Raw genomic sequence first — 24,239 nt, 5'->3', positions numbered from 1 at the left:
CAACGATGACTTTTTCCTACACCGAAGATGATGCTGACCTCGGTGGGCTTATCTCCGCACGCATGGAACTGGACCGGATCTACACACACCTCCGCGGTGACACGGTGGAGTACAACGACATCGTCACCAACACCGCGACCAGCTTCACCGACCTGATCAGCGCGAATATCCAGTCGGTCGCCAGTGAGAACGAAAGCGCGTGGCAGGACGCCCTGATGGCGTGCGTCTGTGCCCATGGAGTGATCGACCAGTGGATCAGTGACGTGCGGTGGTACCGGGAGCGGATCGAGGAGATCCGTTCCAACTTCACCACCGCGGTCACTGGACTCGACAACATGACGGAATACCAGCAGAAGGAGGTCATGTACACCAGTCAGGCCACCCAGGCCTACTCTGAGCTGGAGGAACGCGCTGACGAGTGCTCGGACATGCTGGCGGACGGACCTACCCCGGCCACCCTGCGCAAACTCAACGAGGCCGGTCATGTCGGGAACGTCGCCTTTGCCATCACTGGTGACTACGAGTACTGGCCGTACGACCAGGAGAGCGGCGAGGAACTCGGCGAGATGATCGCCAGCGGTGATTTCGACGGCGACTACGACGCGCTCCACGCGGCCATGGTGGCGCTGGCGGCGCGCGCCGCGGACGCTTCCCAGCGCGGGGATGAGCTGCCCGAGGGTGAGTTGGACTTCCTGGAAGCGGTCCTGGCCGGAACCGATGACATCCTCCTCGAGCTTCCGGACGGCTTCCGCGGAGAGCCATCGGACCAGCAGAAGAACGAGATTGCCGCTTTCCTCGGTCTGTCCATCGTCGCCCTGTCCCACGAGAGCACGGGTGGCGGGCACGACCGCCTGCCGGACAGTGTCCGCAACGTGGCCGCGGGTGTGCAGGGAGGCGACGGCTACTTCACCGGAGGGCCGGGGAGGCAGAACGGGGGCTACGACACATGGATTGAGGACGCCGCAGGCCTGATGTACCTGCTGGACGGCGCCACTCACCCCAACGGCACACCGATGGAGCTGGGTAGCGAGACCTCCTTGAAGCTGACGGCCGCCGTCAGCGAAGTGGCCGGAGCGCTCCCGAGCGAGCACAACATGTACACGACGGACATCACGTACACCCCAGACGACGAGGGCAACGCCACCATGTCCTCTCTGCTGCGTGCCGCCGCGGCCAACGAGGACGCCAACCATGCCCTGCTCACCGGTTCGGAGGAGCCCAACGGCCGCGACGCCGAGGAGATCTTCACCGACCTCTACACCTTTGAGTGGAACGATGACGGCCGGGCAGCGGCGGAGCTGACGAACTGGATCGCCGACGGGGAGAACAGCCATCACCCGGATGAGCCGGACCGTTCACGGGAAGCACTGGTCGGGCTCATGGACATCGTCACCAGCGAAAGTATGCAGGCGAGGCTGTCGAGCACCGGACAGGAAGTCGAAGACAGCATGACTACCATCGAAAAGAATGGTGAGGAGAAGACGCGGGAGTTCGACTGGAAGGACGTCTCCGTCGGCCATCTGAACCCACAACTCGCGGATGGCTTCGCCGACATCTTTGAATCACATATCGACGTGTTCGCCAGCCTGGACGGGACGGAATCTGGGGAACGTATTGAAGACTTTCCGAACAGTTATGAAGACGGAAGCGTCTCCCTGAGTATGGATTCTCGCGAGGCTTTTGCGGAGCTCATCGCTGGCTCTGAGGAAGCAGCGGGACGGATGTTCGAGTTCACGGTCGACTACAACGAGGACAGCCTCGCTGAATACATGTCGGCCTTCAATGGTGCCCCGGACATGGATGCGCCCGCACAGGCCGGAAACCTGTGGAGTATCGTGGATACGGCCGTCACAAATGAGGCCGAAACCCGCGTCCAGAACCACAACGGCCAGGTGGACGAGGAGAACAAACGGGAACAGTTCATTCTGGGCCTGGTGAACTCCTACAATCCCCATCCGCAGGCCTCGTCCGCTGTCGGATTCCTCGGTGGCGAGCTGCTCAAGGAAGAGCACCTGAAGCTGACGGACACGGACGGGGATCATGATTCGTTGCCGAGGAATACGTGGGTGTACGAACGGGCGCAGATCCACGCGATCGATGGTCTCGCCAGCCGCGGTGAGGGATACGAGGACCTCATCGACCCACGCATGACCCACAACAACGACAGTGTGAGCCTTAACCGGGAGGACTGGCTCGAGTTCAGTGTGGAAGAGAGTGCGGAGCGCGAAGAGGAAATCGGCCGCAGCCCCAGCGAAGACCCCCTCACCGACTCCTGGAACAACGTCAGAAACCGGGAATGGCCGGACGACAGGCCCCCTGAGCAGCGGCCCGATGTCTCCGACACCATCGATGAGCGTGGTGAGGCCTTTGACACGCCCCGGACCTATGTCAACGAATACGTTGATGAGTTCACCAGGTACGCCACGAACTAAGGATCTTTTCTGATGTCGCCCACCTCCGCCACCGAGCATGAAGAACCCCCGAACCCGAGGGGCAGACGTCGTCGCACGATGTGGATCCTCGGTGCTGTGGGCATTGTCCTCGCCCTTGTCGCGGGGACAGGTGCCGTCGTGCTCTGGGCGGGCGTCCGCCCGGACCACCGGACGGCAGACGGCTCTCCCGGCCCGTACGAGGTCCCGGGCACTGTGACAGGGGAAACCTGGGAGTGGGAGCTTCCCGAGGACGAAGGCGGCGGTATCACCGACGTGCACTCGCTCCCGTTCGGACTGGCCGCCGAGCTCGACAACGGTGTGGTCGCACTTGACGGTGCCACGGGTGAGGAGATCTGGCACTACCGACGTCCGGACGCGACCGTGGTGTCGGCCTCGGCCACGTCCGACGGAGAACTCTTCGCTCTCGCGTTCCAGCAGGTGACGGAAGAGTCCGACGGAGACGAGCAGGACACCAGGGAAGAGGATGAACCCGTCATGTGGGCGGTCGTGATCCTCGATGCAGTGACCGGTGAGATCACCAACGAGTACGAGATCGAGCAGGAACGAAAGCTGGGATTCGATCGCCAGCCGGTCGTCGGCCCGCCGGGGTCGGATTTCGACGCGCCCGCCACGGGCGTCCACCATCTCACCGACGACGCGCGCCTCGTCCACGCGATCGGCCCCGCCCGTGTCGAGGCCCGGGCACTGGACGACGACGAGGTTCTGTGGTCGAACGAGGAGGTATTTGCGGGCCCTGTCCAGACGGACGCGGACGGCCGGACTTACCTGGGCCAGGTCCGGGTGGTGGGTGACACCGTGCTCGCGTCCCAGTTCTATACGACGAATGAGGACCACCGCTTCTACTACTACGACCTGACCGCGATCGACAGCGCCAATGGCGAGGTGCGTTGGAGGAAGTCCTGGGAGCTCGGTGACATCCGTGGCCAGGACGACCCCACGTTCAGTGCTCCCTCGCCCGAGGGCGGGGTGGCGGTCTGGCTGCCCATTGAGGACTCCGGGGTCCTGCTGGATCTTCGGTTCGGCGAGGAACTGGCCAGCGATCTCTGGGCGGACGGCCGGGTGCTCGGCGTCCTGGCTGATGGCTATGTCACCGCTGACGGGCCGTCCCACGTCTACCGCGACCGGAGCGGTGAGCCCGTCGACGAGTTGCAGGTCCTCGTGGAGGAGGGTGGGAGCGCCCTGTCCGCTTCGATCGCCACTCCCGAGGCGGTGATCGGCCTCTACGCGGTCTCCGGGACGGGCGACACCGGATCCGAGGAACAGGCGGAGGATGCGGCGGTTCGGGTGTTCTCCCGGGACGGTGGTGCGCAGACCGCGTCGATTCCGCTGGATGTCGCCCTCGCCCGGGGAGCGGGCGAAGCGGCCACTCGCCTGAGTGAGCGAGTCGCCGAGCAGCCCCGGTTCCTGCGAGCGGTTCCCGGCGCGGTGGTGGTTCTTGACCAGGGCCAGGAGGAAGGGGGCGAGTCGGTCTCCAGGCGGATCATCGGCCTCACGTGACGGTCATGCGGATCGTGTGAGGGATTCCAGGTGAAGGGTGATCTCCCGGAAAGAGGGAAACCCCGACAGAGAGGGCAGGTGCCTCGCGAGTTTCGAAGGCCATCTGACCGGTTCCGGTCAGCTGTCAGGAACCCTCGGACGCCTCGTCGCCGGGGGAGGCGTCGGCGTCCTCGGGGGCTTCCTGGGCCCAGCGGACCACGAGCGGGTAGCCGTCCATGGAGGCGTCGTGGAAGCGGGGGAACAGTTCCGTGGTCTCGGTGACCTCGCCCTCTTCCAGGTCGACGCGGAACCAGCTCGCCTCTGTCTGCAGCAGCACCGCGTCCCGCCCGGGGGAGGGCGCGTACTGCAGCACTGGGCCGTCACTGGTCTCCAGGAGCCTGGTCGAGGTGTGACTCTGTCCCTCCACCGCCACCAGGTAGGCGCCGGTCTCGGTCTGCTCTGGGAGGGCGGGGTCGGGCCTCAGGACGGCGGTGCCGTCGCCCCACACCACTCCGCCGCCGAAGGTCTGCCACTGCGTTCCGTTGACGTTGAGCGTGGCGTTGACGACGCTCTCGTCGGTTCGGCGCACGACGAGGCTCTCGCCGGCCGCCCCGTTCACCTGAGTGGTGGGCACGCTGTTGCGGATGTGCAGTGAGCCGTTCGGGGTGAGCGCCCAGTCGCTGGGGCGCTGGTTCTCGCCGAGGGCGAGGGTCCCCTCCTGGTTGGGGGTGCCGCCCGGCGCGTCCAACGGAACCGACATCACCGTGGGCGGTTGGCCGTCCTGTGTGATGTCCGAGACGAACCACAACCGTTCGCCATGGACCACCGGCGTGGAGAGGACCTCGTCGGGCGAGGCCTGGATCGCGTCGACGGGCTGGTAGGAGACCGCGTCCGCGTCCTCGCCTTCTCCCGCCACTGCGCCTTCGGCGTCCTCGGGGTCGGTGAGGGCGGCGATGTGGATCGCGGACGGTTCGGTGGCGGCGTACACGAAGTACTGCCAGTCCGCGGAGAACTGGTAGTGCACCGGCAGGTCCGGGGCCATGGGGTCGACTGCGCCCTCCGGGAGGGCGATCCGGTGGAGGGGTTGCCCGGTCTGCGGGTCGTGGAAGACCAGGACCTGGTCGGTCTCGGGGTCGCCGCCCTCGAAACCCCGGTGCAGCAGGACCAGACCGGTCAGCCCCTGCTCGGTCAGTTCCTCGACCGTTTCCGCCGACCCGTCGGAGCCGGTCGAGCCGGTGGTGCATCCGGCGACGGCCAGCAGGCACACGGCCGAGGTGAGGGCGAGGAAACGCCGCATGTGGGCTGCCTTTCGGGGGAAGGGGCGACGGTGGTGAGACGAGTGACGTGGCCGCGGGGTTCGCCGGCCACGCCGAATGGTGGCGGATGCCCCGAGAACCCAGGCGCTGGGCGGTACCAGCCCACCCCGGTCCAGGGCATCCCGGGCCCTGCCTCCTACCGTGCCAGACGCGGTGGATCAGGCCGGCGGCTGGCTCCAGCCGACCTGGACCAGGTCCGGGCGCTTGCCCCGCAGGGCCAGCTGTGCGCGGCCCTGTGGGAGCGGTTTGGAGGCCGTCCCGTTGGCCAGTCGGCCCTCCATGCGGTCACCGGAGAACAGCATGCCCGGCGTGGCCATGTCGCTCAGTGACTGGAGCACCGGCTCGAACATCGCCCGCGCGGTTCCGCCCGTGCGGCGCGCGGCGATGACGTGCAGGCCCAGGTCCGCGCCTTGCGGGATGAAGGGCGCCAGCGGTGCGAGCGGGTTGGTGCGCGAGGCGATCATGTCCATGTCGTCCACGACGATGTACAGGTCCAGGCCCTGCCACCAGCTGCGCTCGCGAAGCTGCTTCGGAGTCACGTCCGGCCCCGGCAGGCGCTGCTTGAGCGAGCCCGCCAGGTTGTCCGCGACCGCCTTGGTCTGCTCCGCCGTCGTGCAGTAGGCCAACAGGTGGTCCTCCGGCACCAGCTCCAGGTGGGAGCGCCGGAAGTCGACCATGACGATGCCCAGTTCCTTGGCGGGGCGCTGGACGATCTGCTTGACCAGTCCGCGCAGCAGGGTGGACTTGCCGGTCTGCGGGTCTCCGAAGACCACCAGGTGCGGGTCCCGCGACAGGTTGGTGGTGACCGGCGCGAGCGAACTCTCGCCCATGCCCAGCACCAGCTCCCTGGATTTGCCCTTGGTGCCTTTGCGTCCCTTGAGGAGGTCGTCGAGCTCCACCTTGAGCGGGAGGGTCCGCACGCCCTGGACCGCTTCCTGCGGCCAGCGCTCCTTGACCCGGGCGATCAGGTCGTGGATGCCCTTGGTGAGGTCCTCGTCGTCGGCGACGCCGTCCACCCGGGGCAGAGCCACATGCGTGTGGTTCTCGCTGGACGACAGGCCGCGGCCCGGGGTGTCCTTCGGGATCTCCTCGGCGATCTTGCGCCCGATGCCCGAGTCCATCGGGTCGCTCAGCCTCAGCTCGAAACGGCCGCCGAACAGTGCCTGCAACCTGGATCTGACCTGTGACGACGCTGCGCCGGTGAGGATCGTGTGCACGCCCAGGGACGGGCCGCGCGTCGCGATGTCCATGAGGAAGTCGTCGGCCGCGTCGAAGGCGTCGCGCACCGCCGACCAGCCGTCGATCATCAGGAACAGGTCGCCCACGACGCTGGACGGCACCTTGCCGTCCGCGCGGGCCTGGCGCAGCGCCGCCGGGGAGTCCAGCTTGTGCTTGCGGAACACGCGCTGGCGCCGGTCCAGGTGCCCCGCCACGTCCGTGAGGATCCGCTGGACGCGCTCCGGGTCCGCCCGGCCGGCGACGCCGGCGACGTGCGGGAGCTCGTCCATCGCCTGGAGCGCGCCGCCGCCGAAGTCGATCGCGTACACCGCGACCCGGCCGGGCGGGTACCGCCACGCCAGGCTCGTGATCATCGTCCGCAGCAGGGTCGACTTGCCGGACTGGGGGCCGCCCAGGATGACGACGTTGCCCTCACCGCCGGTGAAGTCCATTTCGGCGGGCACCACACGCTGTTCGCGCGGGATGTCGGTCAGGCCGAAGACGGCCTTGGCCTCGGCCGGGTGGGGCTCCGTGCCCTGCCCCTCCAGGGCGTCGCCGCCCTCGCCGAGGTCGGCCAGGACGGAGTCGAAGGTCAGCTTCTCCGGAAGCGGGGGGAGCCAGACGGGGCGCACCGGGTCGGCCCCGGAGGCCACCAACCGGTCGACGGTGACCTGGAGGGTGGTGCGCTTCTCCGCCTTCTGCTTCTCCTCGGACTTGTTCTTGATCTCCCCCATGAGGGACTCGACGAGCGAGTCCGTACCCGTCACCTTGGACAGGCCGTTGAAGGAGAGCAGCGGCAGGACGGGTTCGTACTCCTCCTTCTCCTCCTCCTTGGCGGGCGGTACGTAGGGCTGCGAGACCATGGCGGCCTTGAAGCGCTCGAAGACGGAGGTGTCCACCTTGAGGTAGCCGGAACCCGGCTCGGGCGGCAGGTGGTAGGCGTCGCCGACCCCGATCGCCTCCCGGCTCTCGGCCTCGGAGAAGGTGCGCAGGCCCACCCGGTAGGACAGGTGGGACTCCAGGCCCTTGATCTTGCCCGACTCCAGGCGCTGGGTCGCCAGCAGCAGGTGCACGCCGATGGACCGGCCGATCCGGCCGATCGCCACGAACAGCTCCGCGAAGTCCGGGTGGGCGGTCAGCAGCTCGGAGAACTCGTCGATGATGATGAGCAGGTGCGGCAGCGGCTCAAGCCCGGGGTCGCTCTCCCGCGCCGCCTCGTAGGCGTGCAGGTTGGGCAGGTTGCCCGCCTCCTTGAGGAGCTGCTGGCGCCGGACCAGCTCGCCGAAGGTCGCCTCACGGAACCGGATGACCAACGAGTCGTCGTCGGCCAGGTTGGTGATCAGCCCGGCGCTGTGCGGGAGCCGGTCGGTGTCGGCGAAGGTCGCACCGCCCTTGAAGTCCACCAGGAGCAGGGCCAGGTGCTCAGGGGAGTGGTTGATCACCAGGGACGCCACCATGGTGCGCAGCATCTCGGACTTGCCGGAGCCGGTCGCCCCGACCACCAGCCCGTGCGGTCCCATGCCGCCGAACGCCGATTCCTTCAGGTCCAGCAGCACCGTGTTGCCGCTGGGGCCCACACCGATGGGCACCCGCAGGTAGTCGCCGGTACTGCGCTTGCGCCAGGTCCGGCGTGTGTCCAGTTCGGCGACGTCGGGCACTCCCAGGATCTCCGGAAGGCCGACGGTCTCGTGCATGGCGTCGTCGCCATCGGTCACCGAGATGCCGTACGGGGCGAGGAGGCGGGCGAGCATCGTCAGATGGGCGACGCCGGCCCGGTCCGCGGTACCGGACAGGGGGGTGTGGGAGGCGTCCTCGCGGGCGCCCGGGTTCTCCGTGTCCTCACTGAGCGTTCCGTCGGCCTGGACCAGGAGCCGCAGGCTGACGGACTCGGGCTCCTCACGCCGGTCCGCGACCAGCGTGATGACGTGGATGCCCAGACTCGCCAGGTCGGGGACGGGCGGTTCGGCGTGCAGACCGGACAGGGTCGACTGGTGTTCCCCGTCCAGGACCACCACGAGCCGCTGTGTTCCCGGACCGGGCGGCTTGCCGCGGCGCCGCTGCAGGTCGACGGTGCGCCGCTCGATCTCGTCGGCGAGCAGCTCCGCGACCTGGACGGTGTTCCCCGAGACGAAGCGGGCGGGCATCGGCCCGTCCTTGGCGTCCTCGAAACCGTTGTGGGGCAGCCACTTGAGCCACTCCCACAGCGTTCGGACCTTGTGGTCCCGGACCACACCGATCCGTAGATCATGCGGGGAGTGGAAGACCGCCAACTGCGCGATCATCGCGCGGACCAGTCCGCGGCCGGCGTCGCGGTCGCCGACGATCGAGATCACGCTGTGCCGGCGCAGCGGGACGACCAACGGCATCTCCGGCACGTCCGCGTACAGCTCGATGAGCTGGTCGGCCGATCCCTGGCAGACGGGGTCGTAGACGATCAGGGGGGACGAGGTGTCCACTTTGAGCACGAGCCGTCTGGCCAGGGGCCGGATGCCCGACCCCACACGTACGTCGAGGAAGTCGGGATCTGAGGCCCGGCGCTCCCACCTGCGTGCCCGGGAGCGCGCCGGCTCGGTGAGCAGGTCCGGGGCCGGATGGCGGAAGGCGTTGTCGGCGCGCTGGGTGGCGGCGACCTCCCGGACGATCTCCCGCAACTGGTCGAGGTAGTCGACGTAGCGCTCCCGTTGTTCGCGGATGCGCTTGCGGGGGCCGTTGTGCTGCGCGACGAACATGATGATGCCGACGATCACACTCGCGGCCATGATCATCACTCCGGCCACCATCATCAGCGGCCGGTGCCCCATCGTGATGGACATCAGCAAGGAGCCCGACCCGGTGATGATCGGCATGATGATCATCGCGCCGGAGCTGCCGGCGGGAGCGTTCTCCGGCATCTGCGGCGGGGTCGCGATCACCAGGGGCTTGTCGCCTGGTGAGGGGGGTGTGCTCCGAGCTGGTCGGGGAACCGCTCTCGTCGCCACGGTGCTCTCTTTCCGGTCCACCTGGTGGGGGGCTGGTGTCTGGGTGCTGGGCTGTACCAAGGGTAGCCTCGCAACCACCGTGAAACATGTGATCGGCCCCGAAGGCGACCTTCGGGGTGGAAATCGCCGCGCCGCGGTCGGAGGATCCCGAACAGCGCCTCCGTCGGCGTCCGTCCGCTCGCCTACGGCTGCCAGTACCCGACTCGTTACGGTAGCGATAGCCTCGCGAGCACGGCGCATCGCCTGATTCTCGGCGACCGCATGCCGGGGCGGTCGTAACCCCCGAACGACGACAAAGGAACCATTGGCGTGAGTGGATACTGCCGGGTCACCGTCACAGGGCCGCAGCGCTGGGCGGATCTGGCCCTGCCGGGCACCGTGCCTGTGGCGGCCCTGATGCCCCGCATCATCGAGGTCTGCGCTCCGGAGGAGGCGAGCAGCGAGCCGGCGGCCTGGACACTCAGTACCGTGGACGGCGGTCCCGTCCACCCGGAGGCGCCACTGGAGAGCGCGGGGGTGTTCGACGGCGACGTCCTGCTCCTGAATCGCCGTTCCGCCCCGAGCCGCCCCGAGTTCGTGGACGACGTCCGCGGCGCGGTGGAGGACCGGGTCGACGAGTCGGCGTGGACCTGGAACCACACCACAACGCTCTCCTTCGGACTTCTGGTGGCCGGAATCGGCCCCCTTCTCACGCTCATGCTGATGATGCGGATCAGCCCGTCCGTGGGCCACCTGGGCGTGGCCGCGGTGGGCACCATGTTCACCGTCGCGGTCATGCTGCTCGCCGCGCGCAGGCCCCTGCCCGTGGTCGCCCACATCCTGTTCGCGACGGCCTGTGTCTGGGGCGGGCTGACGGCGGTGATCGCCGCCGGCCTGGTGACGAGTTCGACCCCGCTCGTGGTCGCCGCGTTCGCGATGTCCGGGGCGCTGCTGGTGGCCGTCATCGGCTGGGCCATGCACGAGACGGGGCTGGCCTACATCGCCGGTCTCGGCGTGGTCGCCGTGGCCGCGGGTGTGCTGGTGGCGGTCGGGCTCTTCGTGGATCCGACCCAGGGGGTCCGGGCCATGGGGATCGTGCTGACACTGTGCGTCGGGGCGCTTCCCCGCGTGGCGATGGTGATGGGCGGGCTGTCCGGACTGGACTACGAGGTCGGCCGTTCCGGGCAGGTCTCCACGGACAGGTTCGAGGACACCTACGCCAACAGCGACCGGTTGCTGCTGGGCATCGTCATGGGTGTGGCGGTGAGCGGCGGAGCGGTGACCGCCGCGCTCGCGTTCATGGCCCGAGGGCTTCCCGACCTGATCCTGTGCGGCCTGCTCGCCGTCCTCCTGGTGCTGCGCTCGCGCCTCTTCGACCGCATCCGGCACGTGCTTCCGCTGCGCCTGGCGGGGGTGTTCGGGCTGGGTGCCGCGGGTGTCGCGGTCATCGGCGAGTACGCGTTCCTGGCGCCGTGGCTGCCGGTGGCGGTGCTGCTCGCGGCCATGGTGACCGGGATCCTGAGCTGGGTGCGCCTGGCGGACGTGCCCCGCGCGTCCCTGCGGCGGGTGCTGAACTGGACCGAGGTCGTCGTCATCATCGCCATGTGCGCGGTCTTCGCCTGGGGCATGGGCCTGTTCGACTTCGTCGCCCGGATGACCGGCGCGACCTGACCTGTGGCGGTCGAACGCCCGGTCACGAGATCTCATGGGTGATGCGCAGGGTCTCGGGGGAGGGGAACAGCAGGGTCGAACCCTCGTGCGGATCCGTTTCGGCGCTCACGATGGTCTCGCCGTCCGGGTGAATGGTGACTCCTGCGTACAACAGGGTCTCCCCGGTCGTGAGTTCCTCGCCGGTGGCCACGTCCCAGATCCGACCGCCGTCCGCGGCCAGTCCACCGATGCGGTCCTCGGACGGCAGCTGTGACCCGTCCGGTGTGAAGGTGCGGCCCGAGACGGAGCTCGGGGGCGGCGCGCACGACCTTGACGGCGGCGGGGGCGCCGTCCGGGTCCCGGTTGACGGGTGGCCGGACCTGGTCGCGCTCTCGTACTTTGGGCTGATCCGGTGCGGGGCGCGTCCTCGTAGGCTGAGGAGGTGCACGACCTCCTTCGATCGGTGTGGGACGAGCCGCGCCCGTCCCGTCCGCCGTCACACGGATGGTGGGACCGGGCGCTCGTGGTGGTGCTCGTCGCGGTCGCCCTGCTCGAAGGGGTGCTGCGGCCCGACATGCCCTGGCGGGGGCTCGGGGTGGCGGTCACCGCCGGACTCGCGCCCCTGCTGCTGTGGCGCCGATCCCACCCGCTGCTCGTGTTCGCGGCCGCGTTCGCCGTGTCGTCCCTGGTTCCCCTGGCCACGGGCGGCGAGGCCACGGAGACGTACACGATCGCGTACCTGCTGCTGCTGGTCTACGCCCTGTTCCGCTGGGGCTCCGGGCGGGAGATCGTGGCCGGGGCCCTGATGGCCGTGGCCAGGACCGTCCTGTGGGGCGTGCTGGGGTACACCGCCGCCGCGGACGTGCTCCCCGGCCTGGCCGTGGTGTGCGCGGCCGGGGCGCTGGGGACGGCGCTGCGGTACCGGGCCGGATCGCGGGCCAGGGAGCTCGAACAGGCCAGGATGCTGGAGCGCGAGAGCGTGGCCCGCGACCTGCACGACACGGTGGCCCACCACGTCTCCGCGGTGGCGATCCGGGCCCAGGCGGGCCTGGCCGTGGCGGAGTCGCGTCCGGGAGCGGCGGTGGAGGCGCTCGCGGTGGTCGAGTCCGAGGCCTCGCGCGCCCTCGCCGAGATGCGCGCCATGGTCCGGGTGCTGCGCCGGGGCCGCCCGGCGGACCTGGAGCCCAGCCCCGGGATCGGTGACCTGGCGGCGCTCGCCGGTGCCGGAGCTTCCGGTCCGGCGGTGGACGTGGCGGTCGTCGGCGACGTCGAAGGCCTGTCCCCGTCGGTCGGGACGGCGGTGTACCGGCTCGCCCAGGAGGCGGTCACCAACGCCCGGCGGCACGCCCGCGACGCGACCCGGATCGACGTGCGTGTGGAGGCCGACGAGGCGTCGGTGCGCCTGTGCGTGCGCGACGACGGCGACGCGGGGCCGCTGCGTCCGGCGGCTCCGGGGTACGGGCTGATCGGCATGGCCGAACGCGCCGACCTGCTCGGCGGCACGTGCACGGCCGCCCCGGACCCCGGGCGGGGCTGGAGCGTGCGGGCCGTGCTGCCCAGGAACGGGGCGGGGGAGTGACCGTCCGGGTGGTCGTGGCCGACGACCAGGAGATCGTCCGCACCGGACTGACGATGATCCTCGACGCCCAGCCGGGCATCGAGGTCGTCGGGCAGGCCGCGGACGGGCGACGGGCGGTGGAGCTCGCGCGGCGCCTGCGCCCCGACGTGTGCCTGTTCGACATCCGCATGCCCGTGCTGGACGGCATCGAGGCCACCCGGGCACTGGCGGGCCCCGATGTGGCGGATCCGACGGCGGTCGTCGTCATCACCGTCTTCGACCTCGACGACTACGTGTACGCGGCGCTGGGAGCGGGAGCCCGCGGGTTCCTGCTCAAGGACGCGGGCCCGGCGCTGCTCGCGCAGGCCGTCCGCGCCGCCGCCGACGGCGACGCGCTCATCGCCCCGAGCGTCACCGTGCGCCTGCTGGGGGCGTTCGCCGACGCGGCGCCGTCCGCGCCCGTGCAGCCGGTCGAGCCGCTCACGGCCCGCGAGGAGCAGGTCCTGGCAGCCGTGGCCCGGGGCCGGACCAACCGCGAGATCTCCGACGGACTCCACATCACGCTGAGCACGGTCAAGACGCACATCGCCAGCCTCATGGCCAAGCTCGGTGCCCGCAACCGCGTCGAGATCGCGATGTGGGCCTACGAGACCCGCCGGGTCCGGGCCGGGCACGGGAACGGGCGTACTTTCGGCTGATCCGGCTCGGGCCCGATGGGCGATGAACCGGCCCCCTCCCCACCGCCACGATCGGAGACGACGGCGGGAGCACGACACGGTGTCCCCGCCCCCAGCGGCCGCGGCGCGGCCGGTCGAAGCGACGAAGGGGCCCTTCCGTGACGTCCTCCTCCAGGGCGGACTGGCTCGTGCCGGTCTCGTTGATCCTGCTCAGCGCGGTTCCGGCGATCGCCGGTACCGTCCGCCTCGGCGATATCGCGGGCGGCGCGACGCCCACGCCCGAGAACACCCGGTTCCTCACCGATCCCGTCCCCCTGGTGCTGCACATCGTGAGCGCCACCGTGTTCTGCCTCCTGGGCGCCTTCCAGTTCTCGCCCGGTCTGCGCCGCCGCCGCCTCGGATGGCACCGCGCCTCGGGCCGGGTCCTGCTCCCGGCCGGGATCGTCGCGGCGCTCACCGGTGTGTGGATGGCGTTCGCCTACGACGTCCCCGCGCCCGACGGCGTCGTCGTGTTCGCGCAGAGGATCCTGTTCGGCACGGCCATGGCCGTGGCCCTGGTCCTCGCCTGCGTCGAGGTGCGCCGCCGGAACATCCCCCGGCACCGCGCCTGGGTGATCCGCGGCTACGCCATCGGGCAGGGCGCGGGCACCCAGGTGTTCACGCACCTGCCGCTGCTGCTGTCGGGAGCGGAGGTCACGGAGCCGGCCCGGGCGCTGGCCATGGGCGCGGGCTGGGTCGTCAACATCGCCGTGGCCGAGTGGATCATCCGGCGGCGTCCCGGTCGGCGCCCCGCCCGGCGCGCGCCCGCGGCGGCGGCCGGGACGCAGCCCGGCGCTACTCCGCAGGCCCGGTAGCGGGCTCGGGGGCGGCGTCGGGCGCGACGGCGGTCACGGCGGCGGTGGCGGCGGCCTGGCGGGCCGCGAACTTCCGGCGGCGGCGCGCCTCCCGCACCGACACGCCCACGATCCGGGTCACCGCGACGGCCGCGATCGCGGCGAGGGGGATCGCGAGCATCGCCGCGGGCTGGCGGATGGGGCGGAAGGACGCCCCGGAGCCGTCGAGGACGATGTACCCGGAGGGGCGGACGCGTGACAGCCCCAGGCCGCCGGCCCCGTCGCCGATCGGTACGCGGCTCGATCCCCCGCCCATGCTGGTCAGCAGGCTGACCCGCGCCACGGGGATGACCGTGGTCTCGCCGGACCGGACGGGAGCGCCGAAGGCGGACGCGGAACCGGCCGACGCCCCCGCGGTCTCGATCAGGCGGGTGAGGGCGGCCAGCGCGGGGCTGCGGAGGGCGCGGTCGGGCTCGCCCGTCCCGCCGACGTGTCGGGTGACGGAGTTCAGCATGGTCCCGGGTCTCCTCGTCAGACGTGGCTGGGAGGTCTCACGCTATCGGCCGGGCCCGGCGTCCGGCGGCGACCGCGCCCGGCCACAACCGGCCGCGTCCGGCGGGCCGCCGCTACGCGTTCCCTACTGAGGGTGGACCCGTGGCCGCGGGCGGAGCGGGGTGGAACCGTCCCCGCCGCATGGAGCCGCCGGTGGACGAGCGCCCCAGAGCGTGGTCCGAACCGGCCGACCGGCGCACCGTGGCACGGTCACTGCGACAGGACGCCGACCAGGGAGAAGTCCATGTCGTAGACGGCGATGTCGTGGGTGCCCGCGCGGAGCCCGGCCAGGTGGTTGCCGGAGGGGGAGAGCGTCATCGGGAACACGGCGGGCGGCTCTTCCGGGAGACGGACCCGCTCGGCGGTCCGCAGGTCCCACGCGACCACGGACTCGGCGCCCATCGCGGCGTTCAGGCGGGCGGCCAGCACCCGGCCGGTCGTGCGGCTGTAGGCCACGTCCACCAGGACGCCGTCTCCGGGCGGGGGCGCGAACTCGCGCTCGACGTCGCCGGTCTCGGGGTCGACCAGGACCACACGGTCGGACTGGACGAGCAGGATGCCCGAGCCGTCGGGCAGGACGGCGAACGCCTCGCTGCCGGAGCCGTCCCCGATCAGGGACACGTCGTCGGGGCGGTCCAGCCGCCAGACGGCGAACCCGGCGTTGTCCTCGCTGCCGACCAGGGTGCCGCCGTCGGCGGAGTAGCGCAGCGCGCCGAGCCGTGCCGAACCGGCCAGCTCGGACACGGTCTCCCCGGTGTCGGGGTCGAGCAGGTGGAGGAGACGGTTGTTCGGGTCGCCCTCCACACCGACGGCCAGGGTGGCGCCGTCGGGGCTGAACGCGACGGAGTGCACGGTCCCACCGCCCACGTGCGTCCCTTCACCGGTGGGCAGGTCGGTCACGGCGGCTCCGTCGGGGCCGCCGTGGACGAGGACGCAGCCGTTGGGGCTGAACGCGACGGGACCGGGCGGGACGAGACCGTCGGCGGGGATCGCCGCGAGCGGGCTGGAGCTGTCCCAGTCCCAGAGGTCGACGCCGCCGACCTGGGAGACGGCCAGGACCGAGCCGTTGGGGGAGAAGGAGAGGCGGAAGGGGAGGTCGGGGCTGAAGCGGGTCCGGGGCTCCTCCTCGGGGATGAGCCCGGGGTCGATGCCGCGGGGAGAGGAGCAGTCGGGTGCCTGGAGGTCCGTGGGCAGGACGTCGTCGGAGGACAGGGTGGCCGACACGGCCAGGCCCGTGGTCACGAACAGGACCGCGGCCCCCGCGGCGGCCGCGATCCGTACGGCGACCCGTCGCCGCCGGGCCGCCCGGGAGGCCCGGGTCGCCGCGGGGGAGCCGGTCGCGGTCCCGGCCGCGGCCTCCCGGCCGTCTCCGGGGCGCGGCCGGGGCCCGGAGGCGGCGGGGCCCTCGTGGCGGGTCTCGGACCGGGCCTGGGGTCGCGCGAGGAAGGGGGCGGCCTCGCACGGACCCGCGGCGCGGTCGGCGTCCGGTCCGCGCCCGCGCGGCCCGGGCCGGGCGGCACGGGCGGTCCGCAGCGCTGTGGCGGAGTCCTCTCCGAACCGTGTGACCAGGGCGCGGGCGCCGGACGGCAGCCACGGGACCGGGTCCGCCGGGAGCGGGCCGCCGAGGGCCCTCAGCAGGTCCGCCGCCGAGGGGCGGTGCTCCGGGCGCACGTCCAGACAGGCGGCCACGGCGTCGGGGAGGGGCGAGGCGGTCCCGGCCCAGCCTTCGCGCAGTGCGTCGACCATGGCGGCGGGGCCGTTGCCGGACGGCGCCCGGCCGGTCGCGGCGAACGCCAGCACCGCGCCCAGGGAGTAGAGGTCGTCGGCGGGGGCGGCCCGGTCGCCGGGCAGGTGTTCCGGTGACCAGTACACCGAGTCGCCGGGGGAGGTGATCCGGGCGCCGTCGGCCGCCCGCCGGAGGCCGACGTCGACCAGCCTCGGTCCGGCCGCGTCGACGAGCACGTGCGCGGGCGTGAGGCCGAGGTGGATCGTTCCCGCGGCGTGGACGTGCGCCAGCGCCTCGGCCAGTCCGCGCGCGATGTGGGCGAGCGCCGTGGCGGGCAGCGGTCCGGTCCGGTCCACGAGGTCGAGCAGGGAGGGGCCGCAGACGTACGCGGTCGCCGTCCAGGGCTGTGCGGCGGACAGGTCGTGGCCGAGCAGGGGGACGACGAAGCGGTTCCGGATCCGCCCGATGAGCTCCGCCTCGCGGTCCAGAAGGGAGTGGAAGGCGGGGTCGGCCGCGTCCTCGGCCCGGACGGCCCGTACCGCGGCGGCGCGGCCGTCCTCGCGCACTCCGGCGAAGACGGGTCCCAGGGCACCGGAACCCAGGTGGGCCGTGAGCCGATACCCGCCGAGGTGTGTGGGGTCGTCCGGAGTCAAGGGGCGCATGGGTCCTCTGCGGCCAGGGATGGATGAGGACACGGAGCCCATCGACGAGCAGGGAGTGCCGGGGCATCCGAAAAATCACCGTAACCCCTCAAGGTCGCCCTTGGGGAACGATTTCGGATGTTCTCTGTGGAGATGCGCGCCGTCGTCCGAAACCAACGTGGCGGACGACGGCGGAGGCGGTGCGAGGGCCCGGATCCGGGCCCCGGCCGCGGACGCGGTGTCGTCCGTCACCCGCAGGACGCGGGTGCCACGGGTCGGTGGTGCGGAGCCGCGTCCTCAGCCGTCGGGCGCGCGGGAGATCGGAGCCGCGGTGACGGGCGCGGTGGCGGCCGGGGTGTGCCCGCGAACGGCGGTGTCGGCGACGCGTGGGGCACGGGCGCCGGGGCCTGGGCCGGTGGTCGCGTGGACGCGTACCCGGGGCCGTCGGACACGCGCGCGGGTGTGGGCGTCACGGGGCCGCGGTCGCGTGCGGGTCCCGCACGAGGATCGGGACCCGGAAGGGGAGAGGGGTCGGGCCCGGAGCGGGCCCGTGCGCTCAGGCCGCGGTGAGACCCGCCATGGGGCGGTGGTGGTGCTGGAAGACGGGCTCCGGCGCCCGCGTGCACGGGTTGAGGAGAGCGGCCGCGCCGACCGGGTCGCTGGCCGGGTGGGAGACGGTCTGCCCGCCGCGGAAGAGGTCGTTCCAGAAGAAGCGTCCGTCGCGGCACCAGACGTTGACGTCACGGCGAACCGACATCACGGCCATCTCCGAGGTCCCGGACCAGTAGAGCTGGCGGGGGGTGAGAGGGGCGAGCTCGCCCAGCAGGGCGGTGATCGCACGCTCCGCGCAGAAGGCGTGGCGGGGCTTGTGCTTGATTCGCCTGGCGAGAGCCGACTTCGCCCGGGTGGCCCGGGGGTTGTTCAGGCGCCAGTGACTCAAGGTCGTCTCCAGTGGGTGTCTAGGGTGTCCGCGGTACTGACCGTGTGCGCTTGTTGCGGCCACGACGCCGCGGTGCGAGGGGCTCACCCGGCCGGAGCGGTCCGGAGTGCTTCCTCGGCAAAGGTTGGCGAGGTGTGAACGATGTCGTTACCTCGTAGTTATCCTTTGCGCTCCGGATGCTAGCAGTAACTCACCCCTCGCAGTCGAGACTTCAAGATGTGGCGCATATCACATTTAACGAAAGGGTATCGATCGGGTTGATCGGTGAACTACCAGTTCACAGCATTGTTTTCGTCTGTGTGTTCGAGGTGTTCTCGTTGAAAAATCAGTCTCCGGTTCACCTGGGGCTGTCGCCAGCATCACCTGTTTTGCGAACCCTTGGCACGTCCAGTGTCACTTACGGTCACTTTGCGCAGCTTGCGAACCCTTGACCTGGGGCGACGGGGTCTTTGCGTGGTCCAGACCTCTTGCCGTGCCGAGGGCGGCGGGCGGTTTTGCGCTCCCGCTCACCCCGGTGTAAGGGGCGTTCGTCCGATGGGGGGACACTTGTGGGCGAAGTACCAGGAGAGATCCCCGAGGAGAGAAGCAGCGCGTGACGCAGACGCAGCCCGAGACATCCGGTGACGGGACAAGCGCGGGCGTGAAGAACGCCGAACCCACCGGGGGAACGCGCGCCTGGCTCGTCTGGGCCGTGGCGGTGGCCGGCTACTTCCTGGCCATGCTGCACCGCAACGGTCTCGGGGTGGCGGCGCTGGAGGCCCAGGCCCGGTTCGACGCCGGCCCGGCGCTGCTCTCCCTGCTGCCGATGCTCCAGCTCCTCGTCTACGTCCTGCTCCAGGTGCCCGCGGGACTGCTCGCCGACCGCCTGGGCCCGCGCTTCACGCTCGGCATCGGCATGGCCGCGATGACGCTCGGCGCCGGGCTCTTCGCCCTCGCGCCCGTCGTGGAGCTGGCGGTCGCCGGACGGTTCCTCATCGGGCTCGGCGACGCCCTGGTGTTCCTCAACGTCATCCGGCTCGCCGCACTGTGGTTCCCGCGCTCGCGCTACGCCCTGGTCAGCGGGCTCACCGGCGTGGTCGGCGGCACCGGGCAGGTGGCCAGCGCGGCGCCGCTGGCGTGGGCCCTGGGCGGGTTCGGCTGGGAGGCCGCCTTCCTGGCCACCGCCGGTCTGACCGCCCTGATGGCGCTGCTCGTGCTCCTGGTCGTCCGAGACCGCCCGGCCGGCGCCGGCGGGCACGCCACCATCGCCGCGCCCATCTCCCTCTGGGCGGCGCTCAGAGAGGCTCTGGCGGCCCGGGGGCCGCGCATCGGTATGGCGCACCACGCGGCCGTCATGGCGCCCTTCACGATGATGATGGTGCTGTGGGGCTACCCCTTCCTCGTGGGCGGCCTGGGGCTGTCCGAGGGCACGGCCGCGGTGACCCTGACCGTGCTGGCCGCGGGCGGGCTGTGGGTGGCGCCGTTCGTCGGGGTGCTGATCGGCCGCAACCCGAACGTGCGCGGCGGCCTCGCGCTCACCCTGGGGACCGCGCTGAGCCTGGGCTGGCTGCTGCTGGTCGTCTGGCCGGGCGGCGCGCCCCTGGCGGTCGGCATCGGGGTGCTCGCGGTCAGCGCGATCGGGCAGACCCTCGCGCCCACCGTCTCCTTCGACTTCGCGCGCGACGGCATCCCGGCCAGCCGGACCGGTGTGGCCTCCGGCCTGGTCAACATGTCCGGCTTCACGACCGCCGTGGTCTGCACGGTGCTCGCCGGGGCCGTCCTCCAGGCGCTCCCCGAGGGGCCGACCGCGTTCCAGCTCGCGTTCGTGCCGATCTGCGCGACGACGGTGTGCGCGACGGTCGTGCTCTACGTCTTCATCCTGCGCCGCTCGCGCGCCTAGCGATCCCGCGCACCTTCGGGGGCGACGGTGGTCCGTCGCCCCCTCGGCCCGGCCCGGTGCCGCCCGCGCGGATGTGGGTAGGCGGGGGGTATGCACGAGATCGAGACCCTCTACCGCCGCTGGCTCTTCGAGGTGTGGTCGGGCGACTTCGACGTCGTCGACCACATCCTCGCCCCCGACTTCGTCGGGCACTGGCCCGGATTCGACGTCCACGGACCCGCCGGGGCGGTCGAGCAGGTCCGGCGCTCGCACGAGTACTTCGACGACATCCGCACCGTCCTGGACGTGGGCCCGGTGATCGGCGACGGTATGGTCGCCGCCCACTGGACCTTCCACGGCTCCTACCGGGGCGGGATCCCCGGCGCGGACGCCGCGCCCGGGACACCGGCCTCGCTCGTGGGCAGCGACGTCTTCCGGGTCGCCGACGGCCGCTTCGCGGAGTACTGGGTCGTCTCGGACGCCGCGGGCATGATGCGGCAGCTGTCCGGTGGGACCGACCCGTCGGGGCCGTGAAGACCCTCGTGTCCGGTCATGAGCGACGCCGGCTGGCCCGGGGCCTTCGACGAGCGGACGCGGGGCGTGCCGGGGCCTCTCCCCGGCGGTGTCGAGGCACCGATCCTGCGCCGTCTGGGCCTGCGGCCCGTCACCACCACGACGCCCTTCGTCTGGTCCCCGACCGCCTGACCCGGGCTACGCCCGCGGTCCGTCGATCGTGCACGGGAACGGGCGGGGCGGCCCGAAGGCCGTCCCGCCCGTCACGTCGTCGTGCCGTCCTCCTGGGACGCGGTCCCTAGAAGGCGGACTCGGGCACGTCCATCAGGTCCAGGTTCACGCCCTGGGCGATCTTGAGCTCGGCGGCCAGGCGCGGCAGGAACTGGTCGGCGAAGAAGCGCGCGGCGGCGATCTTGCCGGTGTAGAAGTCCTTGTCCGCGGCGTCGGCGCCGTCGACCTTGGTCAGCGCGACCTCGGCCTGGCGCAGCAGCAGCCAGGCGAGGACGACGTCGCCGAAGGCGAAGAGCAGACGGGTGGAGTTCAGGCCCACCTTGTACAGCTCACGCTTGTCCTCGGCGGCGGCCATCGCGTGGCCGACCATGAGGCCGACCATCTCCTCGACGTTCTCGGCGGCCTCCAGGAGCAGCGCGCGCTCCTCCTTGAGCTGGCCGTTGCCGGCCTCGCTCTGGGCGAAGTCCTTGATCTCGCCGGCGAGCTTGCCCAGCGCCGCGCCGCCGTTGCGGACGATCTTGCGGAAGAAGAAGTCCTGCGCCTGGATCGCGGTGGTGCCCTCGTAGAGGGTGTCGATCTTGGCGTCGCGGATGTACTGCTCGATCGGGTACTCCTGCAGGAACCCGGAACCGCCCAGGGTCTGGAGGGACTCGGCGAGCAGCGCGTAGGAGCGCTCGGAGCCCACGCCCTTGACGATCGGCAGCAGGAGGTCGTTCATGGCCTCCAGCTCGGTGACGTCCTCACCGGCGTCCTTGGCGATCTGGATCGCGTCCTGCTGCGTGGCGGTGTAGATCACCAGCGAGCGCATGGCCTCGACGTAGGCCTTCTGCGTCATGAGGCTGCGGCGCACGTCCGGGTGGTGGGTGATGGTGACCTTGGGGGAGTTCTTGTCCCCGGCCAGGTCGTTGCCCTGCACCCGCTCCTTGGCGTACTCCAGCGCGTTGAGGTAGCCGGTGGAGAGCGTGGCGATCGCCTTCGTCCCGACCATCATGCGCGCGTACTCGATGATGAGGAACATCTGGCGGATGCCGTCGTGCTTGTCGCCGACGAGGTAGCCGATGGCGGGGTGCTTGTCGCCGAAGGTCAGCTCGCAGGTGGTGGAGGCCTTGAGGCCCATCTTGTGCTCGACGTTGGTCACGTAGGCGCCGTTGCGCTCACCGAGCGAACCGTCCTCGTTGACCAGGTACTTCGGGACCAGGTAGAGCGAGAGGCCCTTGGTGCCGGGGCCGGCGCCCTCGGGGCGCGCCAGCACCAGGTGGAAGATGTTCTCGGTCATGTCCTGCTCGGCCGAGGTGATGAAGCGCTTCACGCCCTCGATGTGCCAGGTGCCGTCGCCCTGGTCGGTGGCCTTGGTGCGGCCCGCGCCGACGTCCGAGCCGGCGTCCGGCTCGGTCAGGACCATGGTGGCGCCCCAGCCGCGCTCGATGGCGAGCTTGGCGAACTCCTTCTGCTTCTCGTTGCCCTCGGCGAAGAGGATGCTCGCGAAGCCCGGGCCGGCGGAGTACATGTGGACGGCGGGGTTCGAGCCGAGGATGAGCTCGGCGGCGGACCACACCAGGGAGCGGGGGGCGCCCAGGCCGTCCAGCTCCGGGGGGAGGTCGAGGTTGTACCAGCCGGCGTCCATGTAGGCCTGGTACGACTTCTTCAGGCTCTCGGGGATCGCGACGGTGTTGGTCTTGGGGTCGAAGACCGGCGGGTTGCGGTCCGCGTCCTCGAAGGACTCGGCGACGACGCCCGTGGCCAGGCGGTTGACCTCGCCGAGGATGGTCCGTGCGGTCTCCTCGTCGAGCTCTTGGAAGGGGCCCTTGCCCAGTACGTCCTGGCGGTTGAAGAGTTCGAAGAGGTTGAACTCGATGTCGCGCAGGTTGCTCTTGTAATGCGTCATGGACAGCTCCGCTGTGTGTCCCTGGCCGCGGTGTCTGTACACGCGGATCTACCGACTAGTAACAAGTCAATGTTACTACCCGGTAGTAGGAGACGCCAGCACTGGGAGCGACTTGTGTCGACAAACTCACGCATGAGAGACAGAAAGCCTGCTGTGTAGGTATACCGGACTTCCCTGACGGAGGATGGAACCGCTCCCGAAACTCTGACCCGCCGTCGCCGGGCACGCACCCGGATGCGCCCGCCGCGACCGGCGGGGACCTCCCGGAGCCGGAGCCGTCACCGTGCCGGGGCCTTGGCCTGCGCGCGCACCACGAGGGATGATGGAGCCATGGTCAGGCGCGTGTCCGGGGACCCCGCCACCGGTCCCTACGAGGGCGGCCCCGAGGAGGCGGACGACGAACGCCGCGGTGCCCAGGAGGCACGGGCGCGGCGAGAGGCCGCGCCCCGGCCCGTGCCCGGTCGCGCCGGTCCGCGCCGCCACCAGTACCGGTGCCCGCGCTGCGGCGGACTGTGGCCGTCGGGCTGGCCGGGGGCCCGGACCCCGGGCGGGGGCCGCCGCCCCCCGGAGCCCCGCTGCCCCGACTGCGGGTACCCGGGCGCGGCGGCCGGTGACGACGTCCCCGTGGCCCGCGAGCACAGCACCATCGACCTGCACTGGCTGATGTCCCGCTTCGCGCCCCTGGACCCCGGACCCTGCCCGGTCTGCGGCGCGCGGCGCGAGTTCGCCGACGCGGGCCTGGCCCCCGGGACCGTGTACCGCCCCCTGGACTGGGCGTGTCCCAGCGACGACGCGTGGTCGTCGCGGTTCGACCCCGACGGCCACTACTGGACCGCGCTGGAACCCGTGCGGTGGGAGTCCGAGGCGGCGCACCACGCCTACTGGCTGGCCGCCGACCTGCTGCGGGTGGCCGCGCAGGCGGGAGAGGTGACCGAACTCCCGATCGGCGCCGAGTACCAGTCCCTGGACGGCGGCGGCGAGTACTGGGTGTACGACGAGGGCGGATGGCGGCTGGCCTGCGAGATCTGAGGCCCTCGGCACCGCTGGACGGATCGGTGTCACCGGCGCCCGCCGCGCGCTTCTATGCTCGGACGTGCACGAACACCTGATGTGGGGGGCCACGACACCATGCTGGAGCTGCTGCCCGGGCTCGTCCGGATCTACGAGGGGTGGGCCGAGCGCTACCCCGGCGTCGAACCGCTGACCGTCCAGTTCGCCGCGGACGGGGACAAGGACGGCCTCGACGGGGTCCTCGCCTACCCGCTCGAGGGGCACTGGCTGCTGGTCACCTTCGGCCTGACCGAGCTGGGGGAGAAGACCAGCGAGCAGTCCGCCGTCTCCGGCGCCGGCTTCGAGTTCACCTGCCGGATCCCGCGCGAGCCCGACGAGACGTCCGTTCCCGCCTGGATCCTGCGCGTACTGCACGCCCTGGCCGACCGCTTCCTCGCCGGAGTCGACCTGGACGTCGGCCACTGGATCGTCACCCCCTCGCCGCTGGGCGGCGACCCGGCCAACGGCGACATGACCTCGCTCGCGATCGTCCCCGACGTCGACCTGCGGTTCCTGGACACCGACAACGGGCTCGTGCTGTTCTTCCAGATCGTCGGGCTCCTGGCGGAGGAGGGCGAGGAGGCCCAGAAGGCCGACACGGTCGCCCCCCTCATGGCGCTCCTGCGCGACCGCGACCCGAAGATGATCACGGACCCCGGGCGCGAGCCCGTCCGCATCTGAGCCGAAGGCCGCCGTCCCGCACGG

18 protein-coding genes are annotated in these 24,239 nt (G+C 71.1%); 11 read left to right on the top strand and 7 right to left on the bottom strand.

All coding sequences use genetic code 11. The features are described from left to right. The first annotated feature begins 5 nt into the window (after positions 1-5). Both M1P99_RS09725 and M1P99_RS09720 read left to right on the top strand, forming a co-directional pair. A complete protein-coding gene (locus M1P99_RS09725; RefSeq protein ID WP_304452331.1) occupies positions 6-2,432 on the top strand; it encodes a hypothetical protein in 2,427 nt (808 codons plus the stop codon). A 213-nt stretch (positions 2,433-2,645) separates the two neighbouring features. Next, a complete protein-coding gene (locus M1P99_RS09720) occupies positions 2,646-3,950 on the top strand; it encodes a hypothetical protein (RefSeq protein ID WP_304452330.1) in 1,305 nt (434 codons plus the stop codon). Positions 3,951-4,074: 124 nt separating this feature from the next. On the opposite strand, the gene M1P99_RS09715 is transcribed toward M1P99_RS09720, so the two are convergent. After that, positions 4,075-5,226, bottom strand: coding sequence for a hypothetical protein (locus M1P99_RS09715; protein ID WP_304452329.1), 1,152 nt, complete (start codon positions 5,224-5,226; stop codon positions 4,075-4,077). 177 nt (positions 5,227-5,403) lie between these two features. Next, positions 5,404-9,318: a type VII secretion protein EccCa gene (gene eccCa / locus M1P99_RS09710; RefSeq protein WP_304455645.1), complete on the bottom strand. Its 3,915-nt coding sequence runs from the start codon at positions 9,316-9,318 to the stop codon at positions 5,404-5,406. A gap of 432 nt (positions 9,319-9,750) precedes the next feature. Between eccCa and eccD the strand changes: the two genes are divergently transcribed. Next, positions 9,751-11,091: a type VII secretion integral membrane protein EccD gene (gene eccD / locus M1P99_RS09705; protein ID WP_304452328.1), complete on the top strand. Its 1,341-nt coding sequence runs from the start codon at positions 9,751-9,753 to the stop codon at positions 11,089-11,091. A 22-nt stretch (positions 11,092-11,113) separates the two neighbouring features. On the opposite strand, the gene M1P99_RS09700 is transcribed toward eccD, so the two are convergent. Continuing rightward, positions 11,114-11,281: a hypothetical protein gene (locus tag M1P99_RS09700; protein WP_304452327.1), complete on the bottom strand. Its 168-nt coding sequence runs from the start codon at positions 11,279-11,281 to the stop codon at positions 11,114-11,116. Between the two features lie 231 nt (positions 11,282-11,512). On the opposite strand from M1P99_RS09700, the gene M1P99_RS09695 reads away from it, so the two are divergent. The 3 genes from M1P99_RS09695 to M1P99_RS09685 all read left to right on the top strand — a co-directional run bounded on the left by M1P99_RS09695 (position 11,513) and on the right by M1P99_RS09685 (position 14,159). Continuing rightward, entirely contained in the window at positions 11,513-12,649 is a 1,137-nt protein-coding gene (locus M1P99_RS09695; RefSeq protein ID WP_304452326.1) for a sensor histidine kinase, read from the top strand. Then, complete coding sequence (locus M1P99_RS09690) at positions 12,646-13,326, top strand: response regulator transcription factor (RefSeq protein WP_304452325.1); 681 nt, start codon at positions 12,646-12,648, stop codon at positions 13,324-13,326. The genes M1P99_RS09695 and M1P99_RS09690 overlap by 4 nt, the downstream gene beginning before the upstream one ends. A gap of 137 nt (positions 13,327-13,463) precedes the next feature. Further along, positions 13,464-14,159: a DUF2306 domain-containing protein gene (locus M1P99_RS09685; RefSeq protein WP_304452324.1), complete on the top strand. Its 696-nt coding sequence runs from the start codon at positions 13,464-13,466 to the stop codon at positions 14,157-14,159. Here the strand turns inward: M1P99_RS09685 and M1P99_RS09680 are convergent. The 3 genes from M1P99_RS09680 to M1P99_RS09670 all read right to left on the bottom strand — a co-directional run bounded on the left by M1P99_RS09680 (position 14,140) and on the right by M1P99_RS09670 (position 17,997). Beyond that, a complete protein-coding gene (locus M1P99_RS09680) occupies positions 14,140-14,652 on the bottom strand; it encodes a GerW family sporulation protein (protein ID WP_304452323.1) in 513 nt (170 codons plus the stop codon). The genes M1P99_RS09685 and M1P99_RS09680 overlap by 20 nt on opposite strands. A 248-nt stretch (positions 14,653-14,900) precedes the next feature. Continuing rightward, a complete protein-coding gene (locus M1P99_RS09675; protein ID WP_304452322.1) occupies positions 14,901-17,078 on the bottom strand; it encodes a WD40 repeat domain-containing serine/threonine protein kinase in 2,178 nt (725 codons plus the stop codon). 535 nt (positions 17,079-17,613) lie between these two features. Continuing rightward, positions 17,614-17,997: a hypothetical protein gene (locus tag M1P99_RS09670; RefSeq protein WP_304452321.1), complete on the bottom strand. Its 384-nt coding sequence runs from the start codon at positions 17,995-17,997 to the stop codon at positions 17,614-17,616. 640 nt (positions 17,998-18,637) lie between these two features. On the opposite strand from M1P99_RS09670, the gene M1P99_RS09665 reads away from it, so the two are divergent. The 3 genes from M1P99_RS09665 (at position 18,638) to M1P99_RS09655 (ending at position 20,560) form a co-directional block, all read left to right on the top strand. Further along, positions 18,638-19,876: an MFS transporter gene (locus M1P99_RS09665; RefSeq protein WP_304455644.1), complete on the top strand. Its 1,239-nt coding sequence runs from the start codon at positions 18,638-18,640 to the stop codon at positions 19,874-19,876. A gap of 90 nt (positions 19,877-19,966) precedes the next feature. After that, complete coding sequence (locus tag M1P99_RS09660; RefSeq protein WP_304452320.1) at positions 19,967-20,389, top strand: ester cyclase; 423 nt, start codon at positions 19,967-19,969, stop codon at positions 20,387-20,389. A gap of 18 nt (positions 20,390-20,407) precedes the next feature. Next, entirely contained in the window at positions 20,408-20,560 is a 153-nt protein-coding gene (locus M1P99_RS09655; protein WP_304452319.1) for a hypothetical protein, read from the top strand. A gap of 106 nt (positions 20,561-20,666) precedes the next feature. On the opposite strand, the gene M1P99_RS09650 is transcribed toward M1P99_RS09655, so the two are convergent. Then, complete coding sequence (locus M1P99_RS09650) at positions 20,667-22,484, bottom strand: acyl-CoA dehydrogenase (RefSeq protein ID WP_304452318.1); 1,818 nt, start codon at positions 22,482-22,484, stop codon at positions 20,667-20,669. Positions 22,485-22,814: 330 nt separating this feature from the next. On the opposite strand from M1P99_RS09650, the gene M1P99_RS09645 reads away from it, so the two are divergent. Then, positions 22,815-23,513 (top strand): hypothetical protein, encoded by a 699-nt coding sequence (locus M1P99_RS09645; protein WP_304452317.1) that lies wholly within the window; start codon positions 22,815-22,817, stop codon positions 23,511-23,513. Positions 23,514-23,612: 99 nt separating this feature from the next. After that, a complete protein-coding gene (locus M1P99_RS09640) occupies positions 23,613-24,215 on the top strand; it encodes a suppressor of fused domain protein (RefSeq protein WP_369696581.1) in 603 nt (200 codons plus the stop codon). The last annotated feature ends 24 nt before the right edge of the window (positions 24,216-24,239 follow it).

The organism is Nocardiopsis sp. YSL2 (genome assembly GCF_030555055.1).
Classification (GTDB): Bacteria; Actinomycetota; Actinomycetes; order Streptosporangiales; family Streptosporangiaceae; genus Nocardiopsis.
Note: the sequence above shows the minus strand (reverse complement) of the source record. Positions and strands in the feature narration are given on the sequence as shown.